This window comes from Microbacterium sp. DWRC1-3 (assembly GCF_049896645.1).
Classification (GTDB): Bacteria; Actinomycetota; Actinomycetes; order Actinomycetales; family Microbacteriaceae; genus Microbacterium; species Microbacterium maritypicum.
Genome location: NZ_JAFCUS010000001.1, coordinates 1,805,102 through 1,826,539 on the forward strand (window position 1 = coordinate 1,805,102; position 21,438 = coordinate 1,826,539).

The 21,438-nt window shown below is 67.1% G+C and carries 17 protein-coding genes and 1 tRNA gene; 4 read left to right on the top strand and 14 right to left on the bottom strand.

The window, feature by feature from the left end; genetic code table 11:
- Nucleotides 1-10: 10 nt before the first annotated feature.
- On the bottom strand, nt 11-1,015 hold the full coding sequence (locus ACP699_RS08780) for a DUF1852 domain-containing protein (RefSeq protein ID WP_055865944.1): 1,005 nt from the start codon (nt 1,013-1,015) through the stop codon (nt 11-13).
- A gap of 122 nt (nt 1,016-1,137) precedes the next feature.
- Between ACP699_RS08780 and ACP699_RS08785 the strand changes: the two genes are divergently transcribed.
- A complete protein-coding gene (locus ACP699_RS08785) occupies nt 1,138-2,079 on the top strand; it encodes a LysR family transcriptional regulator (protein WP_055865946.1) in 942 nt (313 codons plus the stop codon).
- A 362-nt stretch (nt 2,080-2,441) separates the two neighbouring features.
- Here ACP699_RS08785 and ACP699_RS08790 read toward each other — a convergent pair whose 3' ends face one another.
- Nucleotides 2,442-3,242 carry a hypothetical protein gene (locus tag ACP699_RS08790; protein ID WP_426170637.1) on the bottom strand — a complete coding sequence of 267 codons (801 nt, stop codon included), beginning with the start codon at nt 3,240-3,242 and terminating at the stop codon, nt 2,442-2,444.
- Nucleotides 3,243-3,340: 98 nt separating this feature from the next.
- Entirely contained in the window at nt 3,341-3,760 is a 420-nt protein-coding gene (locus ACP699_RS08795) for a hypothetical protein (protein ID WP_157535567.1), read from the bottom strand.
- A gap of 266 nt (nt 3,761-4,026) precedes the next feature.
- On the opposite strand from ACP699_RS08795, the gene ACP699_RS08800 reads away from it, so the two are divergent.
- On the top strand, nt 4,027-6,423 hold the full coding sequence (locus ACP699_RS08800; RefSeq protein WP_151485793.1) for a hypothetical protein: 2,397 nt from the start codon (nt 4,027-4,029) through the stop codon (nt 6,421-6,423).
- 182 nt (nt 6,424-6,605) lie between these two features.
- Here the strand turns inward: ACP699_RS08800 and ACP699_RS08805 are convergent.
- Nucleotides 6,606-6,696: transfer RNA gene (locus ACP699_RS08805), tRNA-Ser, on the bottom strand.
- Between the two features lie 51 nt (nt 6,697-6,747).
- Nucleotides 6,748-7,794, bottom strand: a complete 1,047-nt coding sequence (locus tag ACP699_RS08810; protein ID WP_426170639.1) for a hypothetical protein — start codon at nt 7,792-7,794, stop codon at nt 6,748-6,750.
- 133 nt (nt 7,795-7,927) lie between these two features.
- On the opposite strand from ACP699_RS08810, the gene ACP699_RS08815 reads away from it, so the two are divergent.
- Complete coding sequence (locus ACP699_RS08815) at nt 7,928-8,704, top strand: hypothetical protein (RefSeq protein ID WP_426171557.1); 777 nt, start codon at nt 7,928-7,930, stop codon at nt 8,702-8,704.
- Between the two features lie 23 nt (nt 8,705-8,727).
- On the opposite strand, the gene cydC is transcribed toward ACP699_RS08815, so the two are convergent.
- From cydC to ACP699_RS08840, 5 genes are read right to left on the bottom strand one after another with little or no spacing between them, the layout of a single operon-like run.
- Nucleotides 8,728-10,419, bottom strand: coding sequence for a thiol reductant ABC exporter subunit CydC (gene cydC / locus ACP699_RS08820; RefSeq protein WP_426170641.1), 1,692 nt, complete (start codon nt 10,417-10,419; stop codon nt 8,728-8,730).
- Nucleotides 10,416-12,098, bottom strand: a complete 1,683-nt coding sequence (gene cydD / locus ACP699_RS08825; protein WP_426170644.1) for a thiol reductant ABC exporter subunit CydD — start codon at nt 12,096-12,098, stop codon at nt 10,416-10,418. The genes cydC and cydD overlap by 4 nt, the downstream gene beginning before the upstream one ends.
- A complete protein-coding gene (gene cydB / locus ACP699_RS08830) occupies nt 12,095-13,123 on the bottom strand; it encodes a cytochrome d ubiquinol oxidase subunit II (protein ID WP_055865966.1) in 1,029 nt (342 codons plus the stop codon). The genes cydD and cydB overlap by 4 nt, the downstream gene beginning before the upstream one ends.
- Before the next feature lie 14 nt (nt 13,124-13,137).
- The gene (locus tag ACP699_RS08835; RefSeq protein WP_055865967.1) at nt 13,138-14,553 is read right to left on the bottom strand and encodes a cytochrome ubiquinol oxidase subunit I; all 1,416 of its coding nucleotides are present in this window, start codon (nt 14,551-14,553) and stop codon (nt 13,138-13,140) included.
- Complete coding sequence (locus ACP699_RS08840) at nt 14,540-15,256, bottom strand: helix-turn-helix transcriptional regulator (RefSeq protein WP_426170647.1); 717 nt, start codon at nt 15,254-15,256, stop codon at nt 14,540-14,542. The genes ACP699_RS08835 and ACP699_RS08840 overlap by 14 nt, the downstream gene beginning before the upstream one ends.
- A 100-nt stretch (nt 15,257-15,356) precedes the next feature.
- Between ACP699_RS08840 and radA the strand changes: the two genes are divergently transcribed.
- A complete protein-coding gene (gene radA, locus ACP699_RS08845) occupies nt 15,357-16,724 on the top strand; it encodes a DNA repair protein RadA (protein WP_017829416.1) in 1,368 nt (455 codons plus the stop codon).
- Between the two features lie 18 nt (nt 16,725-16,742).
- On the opposite strand, the gene ACP699_RS08850 is transcribed toward radA, so the two are convergent.
- From ACP699_RS08850 to ACP699_RS08865, 4 genes are all read right to left on the bottom strand, one after another.
- A complete protein-coding gene (locus ACP699_RS08850; RefSeq protein ID WP_017829417.1) occupies nt 16,743-17,153 on the bottom strand; it encodes a hypothetical protein in 411 nt (136 codons plus the stop codon).
- Nucleotides 17,154-17,492: 339 nt separating this feature from the next.
- Nucleotides 17,493-18,143 (bottom strand): hypothetical protein, encoded by a 651-nt coding sequence (locus ACP699_RS08855; protein ID WP_426170650.1) that lies wholly within the window; start codon nt 18,141-18,143, stop codon nt 17,493-17,495.
- Nucleotides 18,144-18,208: 65 nt separating this feature from the next.
- A complete protein-coding gene (locus ACP699_RS08860) occupies nt 18,209-18,709 on the bottom strand; it encodes an amino-acid N-acetyltransferase (RefSeq protein ID WP_017829419.1) in 501 nt (166 codons plus the stop codon).
- 98 nt (nt 18,710-18,807) lie between these two features.
- A complete protein-coding gene (locus ACP699_RS08865) occupies nt 18,808-21,342 on the bottom strand; it encodes an ATP-dependent Clp protease ATP-binding subunit (RefSeq protein WP_055865971.1) in 2,535 nt (844 codons plus the stop codon).
- Nucleotides 21,343-21,438 lie beyond the last annotated feature (96 nt).

Genomic DNA, 21,438 nt, shown 5'->3' on the forward strand with positions numbered 1-21,438 from the left:
TCTCCGTTGGTCATCCGACGGGGACCAGGCACGCGTCGGAGTAGTCGGCGGCCCACTGCTCGAGCAAGGCACCGTGCGGCTTCATGAGATGCGCGTCGGCATACTGCCCCTGCTCGGTCGCGAGCCGACTGCGCTCGTCGCGGTCGTAGGCGATCTTGGTCACCGAGTAATCCTGCTGCTCCAGGGTCGGCCGGTAGATGCTCGCGGCTTCCGAGTTCGCGTTGTAGATCTCGGGCCGGTAGATCTTCTGGAACGTCTCCATCGTGCTGATCGTGCCGATGAGCTGGAGGTTCGTGTAGTCGCCGAGCAGATCGCCGCGGAAGTAGAACGCCAACGGCGCGACGCTGCCGCGCGGCATGAAGTACCGGACGGAGAGGCCCATCTTGCCGAAGTACTCGTCGGTCAGCGAGGGATCCTTCTGCTCGTACTCGACGCCGAGGATCGGGTGGTGGTTCTCGGTGCGACGGTAGGTCTTGCTCGTCGAGACGCTGATGCAGATCACGGGCGACACGGTGAAGCGCTCCTGATAGGCCTCCGAGTCGAGGAAGTGCTGGAACAGCTTGCCGTGCAGCTCGCCGAAGTCGGCGGGAACGCTGAACCCTCCTGCGGCCTCGCTGGCCGCCGGCAGTCGCACGCTGAAGTCGAAGTCGCGGATGTAGGACGAGAAGTTGTTCCCCACGATGCCGTGGCTGCGCGACCCGGTGAGACGGTCGAGGACATGGATGTCCAGGACCTCGAGCAGCGGGAACTCCTGGTCCTCACCCTCCGCGGCGAACTGCACCGCCACCGAGACGATCTCGAGTTCGACGGTGTAGCGGTCCCGGTCCGGGTTGTCCCAGTGCGCCAGATCGTTGAATCGGCGGTCGATCATCGTCAGGGCGTTGCGGAGATTCTGCTGACGATGCTCCCCCCGCGCCAGGTTGGCGAAGTTCGTGGTGATCCGGGAGTTGTCCGACGGCGAGTAATCCTCGTCGAAGCGGGTGGTCGTGATGCGGAAGGTGAATTCGGATGCCATGAGGGCCAATCGGAGGGTGATCGGCCGGGCTCGGCCTCACGAAACGGGATCCCTCCATCGTGCTGCCGGAGGGACCCCATCGGGTAATGCGCCGCGACTATGCCGTGACATAGTCTGGGGCTATGGCCAAGCGCTCGAGCGGCATCACCCTGCAGCACCTCACGTACTACATCGAGGTCGCTGCGGAGGGCTCGATCAGCGCCGCCGCCGACCTGCTCTACGTCGCCCAGCCCACCATGTCTGCCGCGATGAAGGACCTCGAGAGCAGAGTGGGGCGCACGCTCCTGCTCCGCTCCGCCCGCGGCGTGACGCTCACCACCGACGGCGTGGAGTTCCTCGGATACGCCAGGCAGGTCGTTGAGCAGGTGGCACTCCTCGAACAGCGCTACCTCGGCCGACCGCCTTCGCGACGACTGCTCGGAGTGTCGACCCAGCACTACTCGTTCGCGGTCGACGCGCTGGTGCGGATGGTGAAGGCGACCTCGGCGGCGGAGTACGAGTTCTCGCTGCGGGAGACGCGCACGTGGGACATCATCGAAGACGTCCGGACCCTCCGCAGCGAGCTGGGGATCCTCTACCGGAACGACTTCAACCGCAACGTCATCGACAAGCTGCTCCGCGACTCCGGTCTCGCGTTCCATCCGCTCTTCGTCGCGGAACCGCACATCTTCATCTCCCGCAAGAACCCCCTCGCCGCTCGAGAGCGCGTGACCCTCGCCGATCTCGCCGACGTGCCCAGGCTCACCTTCGACCAGGGCGCCAACAACTCCTTCTACTTCGCCGAGGAGATCCTCTCCACCCTGTCGAGCCCGCGGGACATCCGCGTCTCCGACCGCGCCACCATCTTCAACCTGATGATCGGGCTCGACGGATACACCATCTCGACAGGCATCATCAGCGATGACCTCGATCCCGAGATCGTCGCCATCCCCCTCGACATCGACGAACAGATCGAGATCGGCTGGATCGGCCACTCGGCGATCCCCCTCACCGAACAGGCGCAGCGCTACCTCGCCGAACTGCGCACCGTCGTCTCCGGCTTCGGGGTGGAACTGCTCGGCTGAGGTCGTCGAGGCCGAGCGTCCCGCCGAGCCGCACGCGGGCAAGGATGCCGGAGATCGGGAATCCCTGCGGTGAAGGCTTCTCCCTCTATGTGAGCCAAGGGGCGCGGACCGGCGTCCGCGTCGTCTCGATCCGCAGGTTCGCGTCGGAGCGGTCGACCGTCTTGTGCCACTCATTGCGGCCATCTCGCGTGAACCCCGCTCCACCGGCAGCGCGGTCGCTGGAGCCCAGGAGGACTCGGCCTCCGCCGGCCGAAGCGATCTGGATCGGAACACCGGAGTATGTACCCCCGTGTGCAATGCGGAAGAGGGGCAGCTCCTCCTGCCGATCAATAGCTCTGTAGGAGAACAGGCCCGACTTCAGATCATTCACCGTCCGGGTCCTCCGTCTCGGGCGCCCCGGCGATCTCCTCGAACGTGACGGACCGGGAGGAGGAACTCATCCGGTAGAACGTGAACTTCCGCTGCCCCCGGTTCCACACCGGAGTGCGGTTCGGGCTCGGGTCGTCACACTCACCGAGCACCTCGGTCAAGTACGTCAAGGTCGCCACGTACGCGTCATCGTCACTCTTCGCGATCAGCCCCGGCGGCCGGCGACTGGCGGGGAAGGTCAAACTGGCGCGCACACGACCGTCCGGGAACATCCGACCGGTCGGATTCTGCGAGACTCCTGCCGGTTTCGGCCAGAACCCCTTGTCGTTCTGCACGGCTCCCTCGTCTATGAGCCCGTGCGTCAGCAGCCAGGTCTTCCCGTCTGCGCCGTCCAGAAAGTCCTTCGCTGCAGCACGCACCGCCCGCAGCGAGTACGTCGACGTGAACTGCAGCTCCAGCTCCCCGCCGATGACCCGCGCGGTCATCGTGAACGGGCCGAGGTCCCAGTGCTTGTCGGATCCGACGGTCTTGCCGGCTTGGCGGGAGATCGCTGTCCGCAGCCGCCGTTCCGCCGCCGCGTCATCATCGACTCCGGTCAGGTCGGCGCGAATCCGCAGGTACGGGCTGACCTCCTCGTCTTCGTCTTCACCGTCGTCGTAGCGCACCTCGTGCAGCCCGATGGCGGCGAGCTCGGCTACGAGCTGCTCACGCGTCGTCGCCTGCTCACCGCTCACGGCACCGCATATTGCCGGAAGGTGCGTCAATATCCCGTCGAACTCCACAGAACCGTTCATCGAAGTCAGCGTAGCCACGACCGGCGGGTTCGTGATGAAGCACGCTCACCGAGCCGAGATCACTCGCCGGGACGTACTTGTCGAATCATCACCGGAACCTAGCAATTCTGAGCGCACCACTCAGTCGTCTCGACTCTCTCGACGGCCAATTGCTGCCACGCGAGATCCTCAGCCTCGGGACCACTGGCCCAGAGACCAACCAGTCGGTCACCTTCAATCGCAGCGACGTGGACGCCGGCGACTCCCCAGTTGACAATTCGGAACTCACGCCCGTTGCCGTCGCCTTGACTGAATGCGGCACCGACTGCCGGGATCATGATCGTGGGTGTGCCATCAGAAAGAACCAGTGATGACCCGGCCAGGTCACACTCGGGGGTGCCCATCTCGTCGAGTTCGTCAATGGGGATCTCTGAGATCTCGCAGGGTGAAAGCTGCTCCGCGCCAGGTGGAACCTCGACCCCGCCCGCCTGGCAACCAGCGAGGCACAACGCCAACACGACGGCTGCAGAAACGCTCACGCTCCACCGAGTAATCCTCACAGGGCCAACATACACACGTGGTGGAGAAACACACGCCAGGAGCGCATTCGGACACGCATCATCACCGCTGAGGTGTCCCCCGTTTGGCGGACAGACACGAGCTTCAGCTCTCTGCTAGCTTCAGCGAAGTGGCGGTCGCGGCATTGCAGCCAAACGAGCTGCGAGATCCCAGCACTCTGACTAGGGCTTATGCCTTCTCGTCCGAAAGGTCCATTATGCGCAAAGCTTCGGCGTCCATTCTCACCGTGCTTCTTCTGGCGGGATTGATCACAGGGGTAGACACCATATCAGCCGAGCCAGCACAGGCCGCTCCCATCACGCGACTCGTCACAGGATCCACGGTCGCGATCACTTCGGACAACGTGCGAGCAATCACGCATCCTGGCAACGCGACGACGGGAATAGTGAGCCCAGCCAGCGATCCAATAGCAATTGCGCAAGCGGCCGCACTCGCCAACGTCTCGGGTGCGGCAGTGATCGTCTCGTCATCGGCCACCGACGCGGCGGCCGTAAACACAGTTGTCGCGCAGAAGAACATCACTGGCCTGACGTTCATCGGGTCCGCGACCGATTTTCCTCAGAGCTACCGGGACGCAATCGATTCACGCGTGACCGCAAAATTGGCGGTCCTGAACAACAGCCCGTTCGAGCGGTCAAAGCTACTCGCTCCCGCCGACACGACCGCTTTCGTCATCGCGAAGAGCTCGAACATTCCCGCAATGGAAGCAGCTCTCTCCTATAGTTCGGCGACGAGCAGCGCCCTGTTGGTCATGACTGGCGCGGAACCGGCGAACTCCATCAGAGACTTCCTGTCACCGATCGCTGATCCGAAGGTGACGCTGGCCGGAGATCCCGGAGTCTCCGATCAACTCGACACCGACGACACGGACCACTACGGCGAGCTCCTCGTGGACAGCGCCACCTCCACGAATTCGTCCTACGACAACATCGTGCAGTTGCACGTCGACGGAAAGGGCCGGGCCGCCAACAGCGTGTCGATCGCGCCCGGCGGCGATCTTGCGTCGTTTGCACTCGCCACGCTCGTTGGGCGGGCGGATGGGTCAGTGACACTTCCGGCCGGTGCAGCTTCGAGCATCACGACGAACAGCCCCGCCGACTATCATCTGCAGCTGCTCAAGTCGGAGTTGAAGAGTCTGACTTTGGTCGGCACCGCTACGACCAACGCGCAGCTCACCGCCGCCGCAGGGCCATCTGCGACCGCGAGAGTGTCCGCCCCGGCATGGACCGTCACCAACACGACTCTCGGCACCGGCACGTACACGATCACGTTCACCGCCCGGGCCGGTGCGACGAAGTACAGCGTCCTCGATTGGGACAACTCCGTCATCGCCACCACCACCAGCACCACCATCACTCTGCCCGGAACACCTGACTACATGACGCTGGCGGCATTCGGCCCGTCGAACACCGAAATCGATCGGATGTACTACCGAAGCAACACGTACAACGCGCCCGCAGATCGCGGAACTGTGATTACCGGAACGATTCAGAACGGCACAGCCAACCTCCGCATTCTCGGTGAGGCCGGCGTGCCGAGGAAGATCGTCCGGACCATGTTCGACCCTTACGCCATGCTGGGTGACGAGCCGATCCCACCTCAGACGGTCGCGATCACCTGCACCACGAGCTACACGGAGACCGGATTGGACCCAGAGGTCCAGTGGACGTACGAAGTCGTCAACTTGACCCTACTCACGGGATCCGGGTGTGGAGCCACGTCGGGCACGCCCATAGCTGGAACCAGCCTCCCGGTCGCCGCCGTCAGCCTGCCCCTGACGCAGGATCCGTGGGCGCAGGCTCGAATCGGAGTACGAGGGACGGAGGATCTGCAGCAACCGCGCCAAGGCGACGCGAGCACGCAGCCGTTCCTGCCCCGACCGGGGCAGACTCTTTCGGACGCAGCTCGCCAACGGCTCGCCTACGAGGAGCTCCACCCCGAAGTGGCCGCCGCTGAAAGCTCTGCGCTACGCACGTCAGGGGCCGCAGAGACGATGGGGGCCGCTGTCCCGGACGCGGTGGCAGCCGCAGCGACCGGCTCTCAGTTCGTCTTTTCCTACCAGGCGTACATTCCTGAGGCCGTTGTCGTCGGGCCCGGCCACAGCTTGGACCCGTTCAAGCCCGTTATCGTCTACAACGGCTCCAACCGGGCGTGGTGGGACGTCAACAATGTTCATACGAAGTTCGACATCCGCGCGTATGTCGGCGACACCCAGATCTTCCCCACCAAGTTCATGGGAGAAACGAAGCGCTGGCACTGTGGGCCGAACTTTTTCCGCCAGACGACGGAGTGCTCGCTCGTTGGCACGACAACCGCCTCATTGAACGAACTCGCAGTAACGGGGACGATCTCGGGGTCAACGACGACCATCAACTTCACCGCGCATGCGACCAACCCGCTGGAACCGTTTGCCGCGGCGATCGATGGCCAGATGAAGTTGACGTTGACCCCGCGGTCATGGGATCTATACGGCACCCACGACCGGATGCCGGTACACCAGTTCTGGTGGTCGCCGCTCTACTCGGAGGGCACCCTTGCGTATACAAGCGAGGACTTCTATAAGCTCTACTGCCTCGTTCCGGGCGTGCGGGCTTGCACAGCAGTCGTAAACGTTCGGCTGTAGGCGCACCCTACGTGAAGAATGACCACTGCGATGATGCCGTTGTCGTTTCGGAGCGACGACAACGGCATCATCGCGTTGATCGGCAAGTGCTCGCCACCTCGCTCGACAACGAGGGGCCAGAAACCTGCACCCCCTCTGGCGCTCAGATACGGAAAAACCCCCTCACGAGGAGGGGGTTTCCATGGCGGTGACGGTGGGATTTGAACCCACGGTAGGGGGTTACCCTACACAACTTTTCGAGAGTTGCACCTTCGGCCGCTCGGACACGTCACCGCGGAATAGCTTACGCGACGCGGGGCCTGCACGCGAATCGAGACCCGCAGGTCACCAGGCGGCGGCGACCTCGGCGTGCGTGCGCAGGATGCCCTCGGTCGATCCTGCGGGCGCGCGGCCGATGCCGCACTCGGTCGCGACCCCGAACTCGGGGGCGAAGGGGGCGGCGGCGGCGATGCGACGAGCGGCGCCTTCCGCACCGTCCTCCCGGTGCACGAGGCCCAGGTAGAGCTCGCCGACCGGGGCGAGGTCTGCGAGCGGGGCGAAGTACGCCTCGTCGTCATGGTCGATCGGCACCGGCAGGTGCAGCCAGGTGAGCGGACGATCGGATGCGGCCACCACGGCGTTCGCGTAGCGGACGAGATTCCCGGCGTCCCGCGGCTCGAAGAAGTGCTTCTCCCCCGCGTCGCCGTAGCAGAGGTGCACACCCACCTCGACGTCGGCAGGCACCGCGTCGACCAGTGCGACCAGGCGCGAGACGAGACCGTCGAACGGGTCACCGGGCCACCACGCCTCCATGACGGAGCCGTAGCCGGCCGCGCGTTCGATGATGCCCATCTCGCTCGCGACATCCCACTGCACCGCGAGGTCTTCGTGCGGGATGGCGGCCAGGATCCGGTCGAGCTCGCGCACGATCGCGGAGGTGTAGACGGGCTCGATCGCCGCGCGGTCATCGCCGTGGAAGAACGAGGAGATCACGGCGAGCGGCGTCGGCAACGACACCTGGAACCGCACACCGGCGGGCACCGTGCCCTCGGCCTGGAGCCGCGTGAACACCGCGTAGGACTCGATCGCGGCAGCGGCATAGCCGAGCGGAGGCAGCTCGATGCTCGCGGCATCCACTCCCTCGCCGATGCGCAGACCGCGGGCGTCGATACCGGCGGGGAACGGGATGGGTTCGTCGCCGATGCGCTCGATGCCCTCGGCCCGGCCGATCACGTCGGGCTGGAACATGATCCAGTGGAACCGCTTGCCGACCTCGCCGTCGGGGATGCGGCGCAGTCGCGTGCCGAGCAGGTCCGCGGCGGTACGGATCGTGGTCTCGGCGTCGTCGTAGTTCACGCTGCCCACGAGAAGGGCGCCCTGGGGCTGAGTCATGTCCTCAGAATATCGACGCACCCCGAGGGACTTTTCCCCGGCGGCGGCTCCGCTCACACCGGGGGCATTCGAGTTAGGATGGCCTAATAACCCGCCGCCTGTGGGGGCAGCGATGACGGGAAGGGCAATCTTCATGGGCTTCATCACGTCCGACGCGCTGGCCGAGACCGGCTACGTCGTGCTCGACGACCACACCGGTCCCACCGATCCCGCCGAGTGGCTCGCCCTCGAATACGTCGGCTGGCGCTCTTCCGGCGTCACGCGCTTCGCACCGCTCACCAGCTATGCGGGCGACGTGGACTGCAACGGCTTCTGGAATCACACGCCGCCGCGCGCAGACAAGGATGGCGTGTGGGTCGACTCGCAGGTCGCGATCGCCCCCACTCTTCAGCACCGCGCCCAGGAGCCCGGTGCCGGCATCGGTCGCTGCCGCGTGATCGAGCTGCAGCCGAACGAGTACGCCGACGCGATCTACAACCTGCACCAGGACGACAACAACCGCCTCAATGAAGAGGGCACCGGCTGGGTGGTCCGCGGGTTCTTCAACCTCTCCGACGACACCGAGTCGATGCTGATCCTGCGCGCCGACCGCTTCGACCCGGCGACCGAGATCCGCCTGCCCCTGCGCGCCGGATCCCGCATCATCGTCGACACCCAGCGCTTCTGGCACGCGGTCTGGCACCGCGGCACGGCGCCGCGCTACGCACTCATCACGTCCTGGACCAGCGGCCCGGAGCTCGACGCATACATCGCTGCGAACCACGGCGACCCGCACCCGCCCACGGTCGACCTCGACGCGCAGTTCGTCGACGCCGCCCAGGTCGAGCTGCACCGGCGCATCGAGGAGCGCCGTCGCGCGTTCGAAGCGCAGGGCATCGTGATGGAACCGCCCGTCGACATGAACGCCTGAGGCGTCGCAGAAGCGAACACCCCTCAGACCGTGCGGCCGCCCTCGATCCGCACCGTGCGTCCGACGGTTCCCGCCGGAGGCTCGACGTGCGAGATCAGCAGCACCGTCTGATCGCCGGCGGCCTGCAGCAGGTCGCGCAGCAGCGCATCCGAGGCCTCCGGATCCACCCCGGCCGTCGGCTCATCGAGCACCAGCACGGGGAACCCACGAAGCAGCGCCCTGGCGAGGGAGATCCGCTGCGCCTGCCCGCCCGACACCAGCGCGCCGCGATCGCCGACCCGTTCGTCCAGACCTCCGCGCTCACGCACCCAGGTGCCGAGACCGACCCGGTCGAGCACATCCAGCAGCTCCTCGTCCGTGGCGCTGTCCCGGGCGAAGAGCAGGTTCTGGCGGATGTCCTCGTCGAACAGCTGCGGACTCTGCTCGCACAGCCCGATCACCCGACGCAGCGCCGGCCCCGAGAGCTCCGCGGCATCGCGCCCATCGATCAGATACTCGCCCTCCACGCGCAGGAAGCCGACGAGGGCCGCGGCCAGTGAGCTCTTGCCCGCTCCGCTGGGGCCGGTGACCAGCACCCGTTCCCCGGGACGGAGGTCGAGATCGATCTCCTCCAGGGCCGGGGCACCGCCGGGCCAGTTCGCCCGGACGCCGCGCAGACGCACGGCCGGGGTGCCGTCGATCTCGATGTCGTCGCCGGCGTCGGAACGCAGCTCGTCCGGCATCCGCTCCGGCAGCACGTCGACGATGCGCTCGGCGCTGGAGCGCACACTCCGCCACGATGCGGCAGCGATCGGCACCGCACCGAAGATCTCGAAGACCACCATCGGCACGAGCACTGCCACCGCCAGCCACGGGCCGTCGATCGACCCGTCGACGAGTCCGGGAGCCGCGGCTGCGAGCGCCCAGACCGAGGCGGCCCCGGCGACCGCGGAGACCACACCGGCGGCGATCGCCTGCGCGAGCGAGGCGCGGTCGACGACCTTTCTCAGTGCGGCATCCGCTGTGCTGATCCGCGCGCGAGCCTGCTCCTCTGCTCCGTACGCGATGAGCACGTCGAGGCTGCCGAAGTAGTCGACGAGAGCGGCGGAGAGGTCGGCGCGACGCGCCGAGACCAGCACCTCGGCGCGGGAGCCGAAGACCCAGCCGAGACCGATCGCGGCGGCTGCAGCTATGAGCAGGCACACCGCAAGGGTGAGCGCGGCCGGGGGCGACACGAACGCCACGAAACCGACGGCCCCGACGGCGACGAGGGCCGCGACCCCGAGCGGCTGCACCACGCGCAGCGGAAGGTTCTGCAGATTCTCGACGTCGTCGACGAGCGCCGTGAGCACCCGACCACGATCCGTCGAGCCGAGGCCGGCCGGAGACAGCGGGATCAACCGGCGCACCATGTCGGCGCGGGTCGAGGCGAGCTGACGCAGCGCGGCATCGTGTCCGCTCAGTCGCTCGAGGTAGCGGGTGACCGCGCGCGAGACCGCGAAGAAGCGCACCCCCACGACGGCGACCGACAGCGGCACGAGCGAGTCGACGATCGAGGCGCTCACGATCAGCCAGCCGCTGACAGCGAGCAGACTCACGGCGGCAGCGGCCGAGAGCAGACCCCAGATGAGACCGGGCACGAAGCGCCCGACAGGGGGCTGCGCGAGGCGGAGGATGTCGCGGACCCGGTGGGTGCGCGGGTGTACGGCGTCGGCTGCGGCGCGGCGTGCGGTCATGCGCTCACCCCCAGCTCCACGATCTGATCCGCGATCTCCCGTGCGGTGTGACGGTGCGAGACGAGGAGGATCATGGCTCCGGCATCGGCCCTCCGTCGCAGCGAGCGCCACAGCCGGTCTTCGGTCTCGGGGTCGAGCGCGCTCGAGGGCTCATCGAGCGCGAGCACACGGTCGGTGGCGGATGCCTGGCGGTACAGCGCCCTGGCCACGGCCACGCGCTGGGCCTGCCCGCCCGAGAGCCCCGCTCCCTGCACACCGAGCTCGAGATCGGCGTCGACGGTCTCGGCGCAGGCGTCGTCGAGGGCGGCGCGGGTCCGGTCGGCGTCGGGGACCGGGTCGCCGAGCGCGACGTTCGCCGCCACGGTCCCCCGCGTCAGGCCGGGAGCCTGCCCCGCCCACGCGAGCCATGCCGACGGCGCGAGCCCCCGCACATCCTTCCCCGCGAAGGCGGCCGTCCCCTCGAACTCGACGGCGCCGCGGAGAGCCGCGAGCAGCGACGACTTTCCCGACCCGCTCGGCCCTTCGATGACGGTGATGGTCCCCGGCGCGGCCGTGAACGACACGGGCGGCAGGTCGCGCACGCGCAGCCCCGCGACCACGAGGCTTCCCTCGTCCGTGTGGTCTACATGCAGGACCGATTCCCGGATGTCGGAGGTTCCGACGGCGATTCCTCCTGCATCCGTCGAACGCTCCTGCATCCGTGCGCTCTCCTCCGAGCGCTCCCCCGAGCGCTCCCCCGCGGCGTCGAGCACGTCGAAGACGTCCTCGGTCGCGGCGACCCCTTCGGACGCCGCGTGGAACTGCACGCCCACCTGTCGGATCGGCAAAAACGCCTCGGGCGCGAGCAGCAGCACGAACAGCCCCACCTCGAGCGTCAGGTCACCGGAGAGAAGTCGGAACCCCACCGACACCGCGATCAGAGCCACGGCGATCGAGGCCAGCAGCTCCATCGCGAAGCCCGACAGGAACGAGAACCGCAGCACCTTCATGGTCTCGCGGCGGTACTCGTCGGCCGTGACCTCGATGCGATCGGCCGCGCGGCGATCGCGTCCGAACAGTCGCAGCGTCGACAGTCCCTGCACCGTGTCGGCGAAGCGCGCGGCCAGGCGCTGGAGCGTCTGCCACTGGCGCGTCTGCACCGTGCGCGTCGCCATCCCGATCAGGATCAGGAAGATGGGGATCAGCGGCAGGGTGATCACCGCGGTGAGACCGCTCGGCCAGTCCTGCCACCACATCACCGCGACCAGAACCGGCGTCGCGATCACGGTCAGCACCAGTTGCGGGATGTACCGGGCGAAGTAGGCGTCGAGCGCCTCGAGCCCGTGACCTGCGGTGACCGCGAGCTCGGTCTGATTCCGCTGTGCCAGCCACCCCGGCCCCAGCTTCCCGACCGCCGCGACGAGCGCCGAACGCAGCTGCATCCCGGTCTTCGCGGCGGCGCGTGTGCCTGCCGCGTCGGACGCGGCGATCAGCAGTCCGCGCAGGAGCGCCGCCAGCAGCAGCCAGAGCAGCGACGAGGTGACGTCGCGCCCCGCGATCGCACCGGTGATCGCGTCGGTCAGCAGCCAGGCGAACGCGATCGTGACCGCCGTCTGGATGACGCCGATCAACGCGGATGCCGCGAGGAATCCCCTCGCGGCACCCGCGTAGCGCAGCAGTCTCGGATCGACGGGTTTCACGCGTGCGCCGGAGCCCCCTCGATCGACTTCCGGGTGACCCGCTTGCGGAAGACCCAGTACGTCCAGGCCTGGTACGCGAGCACGAGCGGCATCGCGATCAAGGCCGTCCAACTCATGATCTGCAGCGTATACGGCGTGCTCGACGCATTCGCGATCGTGAGGCTGTACGCCGGGTCGATCGTCGAGGGCATCACGTACGGGAACAGGGCGGAGAAGAGCATGACCACGGCGAACAGCACCGTGAGGATGCCGGAGAAGAACGCCCACCCGTCGCGTCGGACGAGCGAGAATCCGACCGCCGCGATCAGGCTGACCGCCGCGAGCGCCCCGGTGCCGATGACCAGCCAGAGCAGCGGAGCCTCACGGCCCATCGCGATGAACACCGTCCAGATCACGGTTGCGGCCGCGACGAGGATCGTGGGAATCGCGGCCTTCTTCGCCAGGTTCCGTGCGTCCTCGTGCACCTGTCCGTCGGTCTTGAGCGCCACGAACAGCACGCCGTGCAGGAAGAACAGCAGCAGCGTGGTGACGCCGACCAGCAGCGAGTACGGGTTCAGCAGTGCGAAGAAGCCACCCACGTAGATGTGGTTCTCATCGATCGCCACTCCCTGCACGATGTTGCCGAACGCGACACCCCACAGCAGCGCGGGGACGACCGAGCCGATCACGATCATCCGGTCGAAGCCGGCCTTCCACTTCACGCTGTCGCGCTGGTGCCGGTATTCGAACGACACCCCGCGCAGGATCAGTGCGAGCAGGATCAGCAGCAGCGGCAGGTAGAACCCGCTGAACAGCGTGGCGTACCACTCGGGGAACGACGCGAACAGCACGGCGCCGGCGACGATGACCCAGGTCTCGTTGAGATCCCAGACCGGACCGATCGTGTTGATGACCTGACGGCGCGAGACGTCGTCCTTGCCGAGGAACGGCAGTGACATGCCGACGCCGAAGTCGAACCCGTCGAGGACGAAGTAGCCCACGAAGAAGAAGGCGACGATGAAGAACCAGAGCGTTGCGAGATCCATGATGCTCCTCCCTCTCAGTAGACGACCGACGGCAGCTGGGCCGTCTCGTCATGCGGCTTCTCTTCGGTGTCGGGCCCCTTCTGCGCGGCCCGGATGATGAGACGGATCTCGACGACGGCGAGCGCCGCGTAGATCGCGGTGAACGAGATGAGCGATATCAGCACCTCGAGCCCGCTGACGCCCGGCGAGACACCGTCCTGCGTGGTCATCAGCCCGAACACGATCCAGGGTTGCCTTCCCATCTCGGTGAAGACCCAGCCCATGATGTTGGCGGCCAGCGCGAGCGGGAACGACCAGATCGCGACCTTCCACATCCACGGGGCGACAGGCTTCTTGGCGCCCTTGCGGGTGACCCAGAGACCGGCGACGGCCACGAGCGCTGCGGCGATGCCGAGGCCGATCATCCAGCGGAACGCCCAGTACGTGATCCACAGGATCGGGGCGAAGTCGGTCAGACCGGTGGAGGCGTACGTCTGGGCGTACTCGGCGTTCAGGTCGTTGATGCCGTGCACGCACGCGTCGAGCGTGTGGGTCGACAGCAGCGAGAGCAGATACGGCACGCGGATGGAGAACAGCTCCGAGCTGCCGTCCGGTGTGCCGAGCGTGAAGATGCTGAACGAGGCATCCGGCCCGCACACCGTGTTGAACGTCGCCTCGGCGGCGGCCATCTTCATCGGCTGCGCGGCGTACATCGCGAGTCCGAGCTGGTCGCCCGTGAGCACCACGCCGGCGGTCGAGACGATCATGGCCCACAGCCCGAACTTGAGCGAGATGCGCATGGTGTCGAAGTGCTGGCCGCGCGAGAGGTGCCAGGCCGAGACCGAGATCACGACACCGGCCGCGAACATGAACGCGCCGAAGATCGTGTGCGGGAACGCGGCGAGCGCGACCGGGTTGGTCAGCAGTGCCCAGAAGTCGGTCAGCTCCGCACGGTTCGTCGCCTCGTTGAACGTGTAGCCCACGGGGTTCTGCATGAACGCGTTGGCCGCGATGATGAAGTACGCCGACAGGATGCTGCCGATCGAGACGCACCAGATCGTGGCGAGGTGCAGCTTCTGCGGGAGCTTGTCCCAGCCGAAGATCCACAGCCCGATGAAGGTCGCCTCGAAGAAGAAGGCCAGCAGACCCTCGAAGGCGAGCGGTGCGCCGAACACGTCGCCGACGAAGCGGGAGTAGTCCGACCAGTTCATGCCGAACTGGAACTCCTGCACGATGCCGGTGACGACGCCCATGGCGAAGTTGATGAGGAAGATCTTGCCGAAGAAGCGGGTCAGATGCAGGTACTGCACCTTGGCGGTGCGCACCCACGCGGTCTGGAAGATCGCGGCGACCAGCGCCATGCCGATCGTCAACGGCACGAAGAGGTAGTGGTAGACGGTCGTCAGCCCGAATTGCCATCGGGCGAGAGCGAGCGGATCAAGCCATTCCATGCGCGACTCCTGTTCTGTGGTGCTGCGGCGTCGTGCGGTGACGCGGCGGCTCCGTTCCCTCGATCAGCGACGCGGTGGTGTCGCGCAGCTGCACGGTGCAGTCCGAGGCGAGGACGGCATCGCGAACGCACTCGGCTTCGAGTGGTCCGCCTGCCTCGTTGAGGACGCCTTGCATGAGTTCGAGGTGCACACGGCACAGCATCGGACGATCTTCCGAGCGTCCGGCGGCGTGCGGGCAGGGGCTGAGGTCGACCGTGAGCCGCTGGTCGTCGAGCACGGGCTCGAAGCCGCTCTCCTCCAGGTGCTCCACGAGCGCGTCGAGCTGGTACGTGGCGTCTCGACCGAGACCGGATACCACATCGGGAAGCATGCTCCGCATCAGGTCTCCGCGGCGCGCAGCGGCCTTGGCCTTGTCGCGGGCGACGGGGCTGGAGGCGCCCGGCGCTCCGGTCGCGGCGCTGTACAGCGTGCGCGGCCGTCCCCGCGTGGTGCGGTGCTCGATCGTCGGGATCACGTAGCCGCCCTCGATCAAGCGCCCCAGGTGCTCGCGGACCGTGTTGGGGTGCAGCCCCGTGGCCTCGCACAGCTCGGTGATCGAGAGCTCGCCTCGGGTCTGCGAACTTCCCGCTTCGAAGAGCAAGTGCAGGATCTGCACCCGGGAGTAGCTCGAGATCGGCCCGCAAACGGGCCCGCCGTTGGCCATGAACCCAGTATCCCGCGAGACTGCGAGTTTGCAGAGAGGATGGGCCGTGAATAAACACCTGGCCGATAGGGATGTCTGATCCCGGCGATAGCCTGGGGGCATGGCCACCCGGAAACCCGCTCCACCCGCGTACGTGTGCACGGAATGCGGGTGGACGACCGCGAAGTGGGTCGGGCGCTGCGGCGAGTGCCAGCAGTGGGGAACCGTCCAGGAACAGGCGGCGCAGACCGGCATCCTCCGACGGGTCGGCCCGGTCGCACCGACGGCCGATCGCGCCGCACGGCCCATCACCCAGATTACGACGCAGGATGCTCCTCGGCGCTCGAGCGGCGTCGGCGAGTTCGACCGTGTGCTCGGCGGGGGCATCGTGCCGGGCGCGGCGATCCTGCTCAGCGGCGAACCCGGCGTCGGCAAGTCGACTCTCCTCCTCGAGGTCGCAGCGCAGGCCGCTCGCGGCGGACGCCGTGTGCTCTACGCGAGCGCCGAGGAGTCTCCCGGCCAGGTGCGACTGCGTGCCGAGCGCACCGGCGCCCTGCACGACGAGCTCTATCTGGCGAGTGAGACCGACCTGGCGACGATCCTCGGTCACATCGACGAGGTGAAGCCGCAGCTCGTGATCGTCGACTCGGTGCAGACGGTCTCATCGTCGTTGATCGACGGTGCTGCCGGGCAGCCGAGCCAGGTGCGCGAGGTCGCGGCGACGCTGATCCGCATCGCGAAAGACCGCGACCTGCCGATCATCATCGTCGGCCACGTCACGAAAGACGGACAGGTCGCAGGCCCCAGGGTGCTCGAGCACCTCGTCGACGTCGTGTGCCACTTCGAAGGCGACAGGCAGACGTCGCTGCGCTTCATCCGCGCCCTCAAGAACCGCTTCGGGCCGACCGACGAGGTCGGCTGCTTCGAGATGACCGGAGACGGCATCGCCGAGGTGCCCGACCCTTCGGGGCTCTTCCTCTCGCAGGGAGCCACCGAGCCGGGCACCTGCGTCGCGATCTCGCTCGAAGGCCGGCGTGCTCTTCCGGTCGAGGTGCAGGCGCTCACGGTGCCCAGCAACGCCCCCAACCCCCGCCGCATCGTGCACGGCCTCGACTCCTCGCGGGTGGCGATGGTGCTGGCTATCCTCGAACGTCGCGCAGGTGTGCCCACCGGCAGTCTCGACGTCTACGTGTCGACGGTCGGTGGCGTGCGCTTCACCGAGCCGGCGGCCGACCTCGCGATCGCGATCGCCGTGGCAGGGTCCATCCAGCAGATCTCGGTGCCGCGCACGGTCGCCGCCGTGGGCGAGCTGAGCCTCGCCGGCGAGATCCGTCCGGTCACCCAGGCGGCGCAGCGACGGTCCGAGGCCGCACGCCTGGGATACGAGCAGGTGGTCGACGACCGTTCGAAGACACTCCGCGCCGCGCTCGGCGATGTGCGAGCACGCAACACGTCACGCCGCTCCGATCGCGACATCCCGCCGTTCTGACGCGAACGGTCGGGGCTCTCAGGCGTCGAGCGCCTTGAGCAGCTCGGCAGGGTCCGCCTGCATGGGGTGAGGGCCGGCGATGTCGAGGAACACCGTCGTGATCGGGTGTGCGGCGAGGAACTTGCGCAGCCAGTCGGCACCGTAGATGCCGACGCCAGGGGGCAGGTTGGCCGGCTTGTTCTTCGCGTCGCTGAACAGCAGCAGCGCGAGGTCGCCGGTCTTCGGGTCGCGGTAGGTCCACACCTCGCCGCTGTCGAGCGGGTTGTCGCGTGCGCCGGGCTTGATCAGCGGCACGACCGTGGTGCCATGGCGGAGGGCGAGAGCGACCGCAGCGACGTCCTGCTTCTCCAGGGCCTGCGCCAGAGCATCCGAACGGAAGTCCTCGGGTGCGGGCTTGTTCTTCGCGGCCTTCGCTTTCTTCGCTGCCATGTGTCCAGCTTATTCACGGCACGAAGCGCGAAGCGCCGATTCGGCCGTGGAGACGATTGGGGCCCTCTCGAGTCCCACATTGGGGACTGGGGTACTCGAGAGGGCCCTCGGACTCTCGAGCGGCGGTGTCGAAGCGCTGGGGACGCTGTAGTTCGACGCCACTGGGGATGGCTTGGTGCCGCAGATGCGGAGAGTCGCTTCTATGGTATCCCAAAGAGTCACGGTTGTCAGCATCGCGTGCCTACGGCGGCAAACATCGCCCGATTTCGTCGCAACAACGCCGACTTGCGACGATTTTCGAAGAGCGTCTTCGGAGTTCGCTTCGAAACTCAGCGGGCCTCAGTAGAGCAGGATCTGCACGCTGGAAGGGCTCGTGAACCCGCCGATCGAGACCTCCACGTGGTACGAAGCCCCTCCGCCCGGTGCCCGCTGTCGATTCTCCTGCGCGCACGTCTCGACGCTCGACCGAGTGCGATCCCAGGTGACGGGGTCTTTGCTCGTGACCGTGGTGCCCGCCGTGAGCGTGGCGATCATGCTGCTCGGGTTCTCCTGGCAGTCGGTCGAACGCCACCAGACATCGGCGCCGCTGGAGATCGTGAAGACCTGGGTCGTCGACCCCACATCGATCGTGCAGTCTTTGGCGCCCTTGTTCGTCAGCGAGATCGAGAGCTTCGGCAGCACCCCGGCCGCGTACGTGTCGGAGTCGGTGACTGCCGTGACCTCGATGTCGGCCGCCTCGCAGGCGACGATCGCCGGGGTCTGCGCGGCGGAGGGTTCGGGAGCGGGCGACTCTCCCCCGGCGGACGGATCGGCAGACGGCGAGGGCGACATCGACGGCGTCGCCGGCGCGGGCGAGGCCGTGTCGGCGGCGGTCCACGGGCGCGCGATCAGGAGCCAGGATCCGATGCCGATGGCCGCGACGGCCAGGACGAGCCCTCCGATCACGGCCAGTCGCCGACGACGGTAGACGGCGGCGGAGCGACGGGGCATGACTCCAGGCTAAGCGATCCTCCGCCCTCAGCCTGGGAGGCCCCACGGCACGGGCGGAGGCGGAGTCAGAGCACCTTGAGCATGCGGGTGTTGCCGAGCGTGTTCGGCTTGACGTGGGCGAGGTCGAGGAACTCCTCGACACCCGCGTCACCGCTGCGTAGCAGCTGCGAGTACACGTCGGAGTCGACCACCTGCTCGCCGATCGGCGTGTAGCCCCGGCGGCCGAAGAAGTCGACCTCGAAGGTGAGGCAGAACAGGCGGGTCAGCCCGAGCGTGGCGGCGTTCTCCTCCAGGCGGTCCACGATCGCACGTCCGACGCCGTGGTGCAGCCAGTCGTCGCGCACCAGGAGGGTGCGCACCTCGCCGAGGTCTTCCCAGAACACGTGCAGGGCGCCGCATCCGATCAGCACCCCGTCGGCCTCCGCGACGACGAACTCCTGCACGGCGCCGTACAGCACCGCCAGGTCTTTGCCGAGCAGGATGCGCTGCTCCACGAGCGGCTGCAGCAGGTCACGGATGCCGACGATGTCGGCGCTGCGCGCCGGCCGGACGATGTACTCGCTCACATCACAAGCCTAGAACCCGTGACCCGGTGGCGCCTGTGCCGGACACAGGAAAGGGGCGGATGCCGCAGCATCCGCCCCTTCTCGTGATTCAACCGAGGTCACTCCCCGCTGGCGACCGCCAGGTCGGGGGTGCCGGAGATCGCGCCGCCGCCGGTGTTGACGCCGACCGCGACGGGGCCGCCGTCGCGCGGGCCGTGCTCGAACAGGAACTGCCCGTCCTTCGCATCGACCTTCACGTGGTCGCCGGAGTTGAGCTCGCCGTGCAGGATCTTCTCCGACAGACGGTCCTCGACCTCGTGCTGCATCGCGCGACGCAGCGGTCGGGCGCCGAGCGCCGGGTCGAAGCCGATCTCGATGAGGCGCTCCTTGGCGGCCTGCGACAGCTCGATCGTCATGTCGCGGTCCAGCAGACGCTCGCCGAGGCGCTTGGTGAACAGATCGACGATCTGCACCAGCTCGCTCTTGGAGAGCTGCGGGAACACGATGATGTCGTCGACACGGTTCAGGAACTCGGGCTTGAAGTGCCGCTTGAGCTCTTCGTTCACCTTGCCCTTCATCCGGTCGTAGCTGGTCGAGTCGTTGCCCTCGATCTGGAAGCCCACGGGACCGCCGGCGATGTCGCGCGCACCGAGGTTGGTGGTCATGATGATGACCGTGTTCTTGAAGTCCACGATCCGACCCTGACCGTCGGTGAGACGACCCTCTTCGAGGATCTGCAGCAGCGAGTTGAAGATGTCAGGGTGGGCCTTCTCGATCTCGTCGAAGAGCACCACGCTGAACGGCTTGCGCCGCACCTTCTCGGTGAGCTGGCCACCCTCTTCGAATCCGACGAATCCGGGAGGGGCACCGAACAGACGCGAGACGGTGTGCTTCTCACCGAACTCGCTCATGTCGAGCGAGATCAGCGCAGCCTCGTCGTCGAACAGGAACTCGGCGAGAGCCTTGGCGAGCTCGGTCTTTCCGACACCCGTGGGGCCGGCGAAGATGAACGAGCCGGAGGGGCGCTTCGGGTCCTTGAGACCGGCACGCTGACGACGGATCGTCTTGGAGAGGGCGGCGATCGCCTCTTCCTGACCGATGACGCGCTGGTGCAGAGCCTTCTCCATGAAGACGAGTCGGCTGGACTCCTCCTCCGTGAGCTTGAAGACGGGGATGCCGGTGGCCTGTGCGAGCACCTCGGCGATCAGACCCTCGTCGACGACCGCGGAGGTCGCGACGTCGCCGGCACGCCACTGCTTCTCGAGACGCAGACGCTCGGCGAGGAGGCTCTTCTCCTCATCGCGGAGGGATGCGGCCTTCTCGAAGTCCTGCTCCTCGGAGGCGACCTCCTTCTGCTCACGCACGGCGGCGATCTTCTCGTCGAACTCGCGCAGCTCGGGCGGGCTCGACAGGATCGACAGACGCAGGCGTGCGCCGGCCTCGTCGATCAGGTCGATGGCCTTGTCCGGGAGGAACCGGTCGGAGACGTAGCGGTCGGCGAGGTTCGCCGCGGCCACGATAGCGCCGTCGGTGATCTGCACCTTGTGGTGCGCCTCGTAGCGGTCGCGGAGTCCCTTGAGGATGTTGATCGCGTGCGGCAGCGTCGGCTCGTTGACCTGAACCGGCTGGAAGCGGCGCTCGAGCGCTGCATCCTTCTCGAAGTGCTTGCGGTATTCGTCGAGCGTGGTCGCACCGATCGTCTGCAGCTCGCCACGGGCGAGGAGCGGCTTCAGGATGCTGGCCGCGTCGATCGCGCCCTCAGCGGCACCCGCACCCACCAGGGTGTGGATCTCGTCGATGAAGACGATGATGTCGCCGCGCGTGCGGATCTCCTTGGTGACCTTCTTCAGGCGCTCCTCGAAGTCACCGCGGTAGCGGGACCCGGCGATGAGCGAGCCGAGGTCGAGCGAGTAGAGCTGCTTGTCCTTCAGCGTCTCGGGCACATCGCCCTTGACGATCGCCTGGGCAAGGCCCTCGACGACGGCGGTCTTGCCGACGCCGGGCTCGCCGATCAGGACGGGGTTGTTCTTGGAGCGGCGGGAGAGGATCTGCATGACCCGCTCCGCCTCCTTCTCGCGCCCGATGACCGGGTCGAGCTTGTTGTCGCGCGCGGCCTGCGTGAGGTTGCGACCGAACTGGTCGAGCACGGCGGAGCCGCCCTGGGCGCTGGCCTGCGAGTCGTTCGTCTGCGCGCCGACGGAGGCCGGCTCGCGTCCGGGAGCGCCGGAGAGCAGCTGGATGACCTGCTGGCGGACCTTGTTGAGGTCGGCACCGAGCTTGACGAGCACCTGGGCCGCGACGCCCTCGCCCTCACGGATGAGGCCGAGCAGGATGTGCTCGGTTCCGATGTAGTTGTGGCCGAGCTGCAGGGCCTCGCGGAGGCTGAGCTCGAGCACCTTCTTGGCGCGCGGGGTGAACGGGATGTGCCCGGTCGGCTGCTGCTGACCCTGGCCGATGATGTCCTGCACCTGCTCGCGCACGGCGTCGAGGGAGATGCCGAGGCTTTCGAGCGCCTTGGCGGCGACACCTTCGCCCTCGTGGATGAGACCGAGCAGGATGTGCTCGGTTCCGATGTAGTTGTGGTTGAGCATCTTCGCCTCTTCTTGGGCGAGGACGACCACTCGACGGGCTCGGTCCGTGAATCTCTCGAACATGCTGTGACTCCTTATTCGCACGGGGCGAAGACGCGTGAAGCGCTTGTACATCGAGAGTAACCACCACATCGGGCACGTATGCCCGTGTTCGCCGTG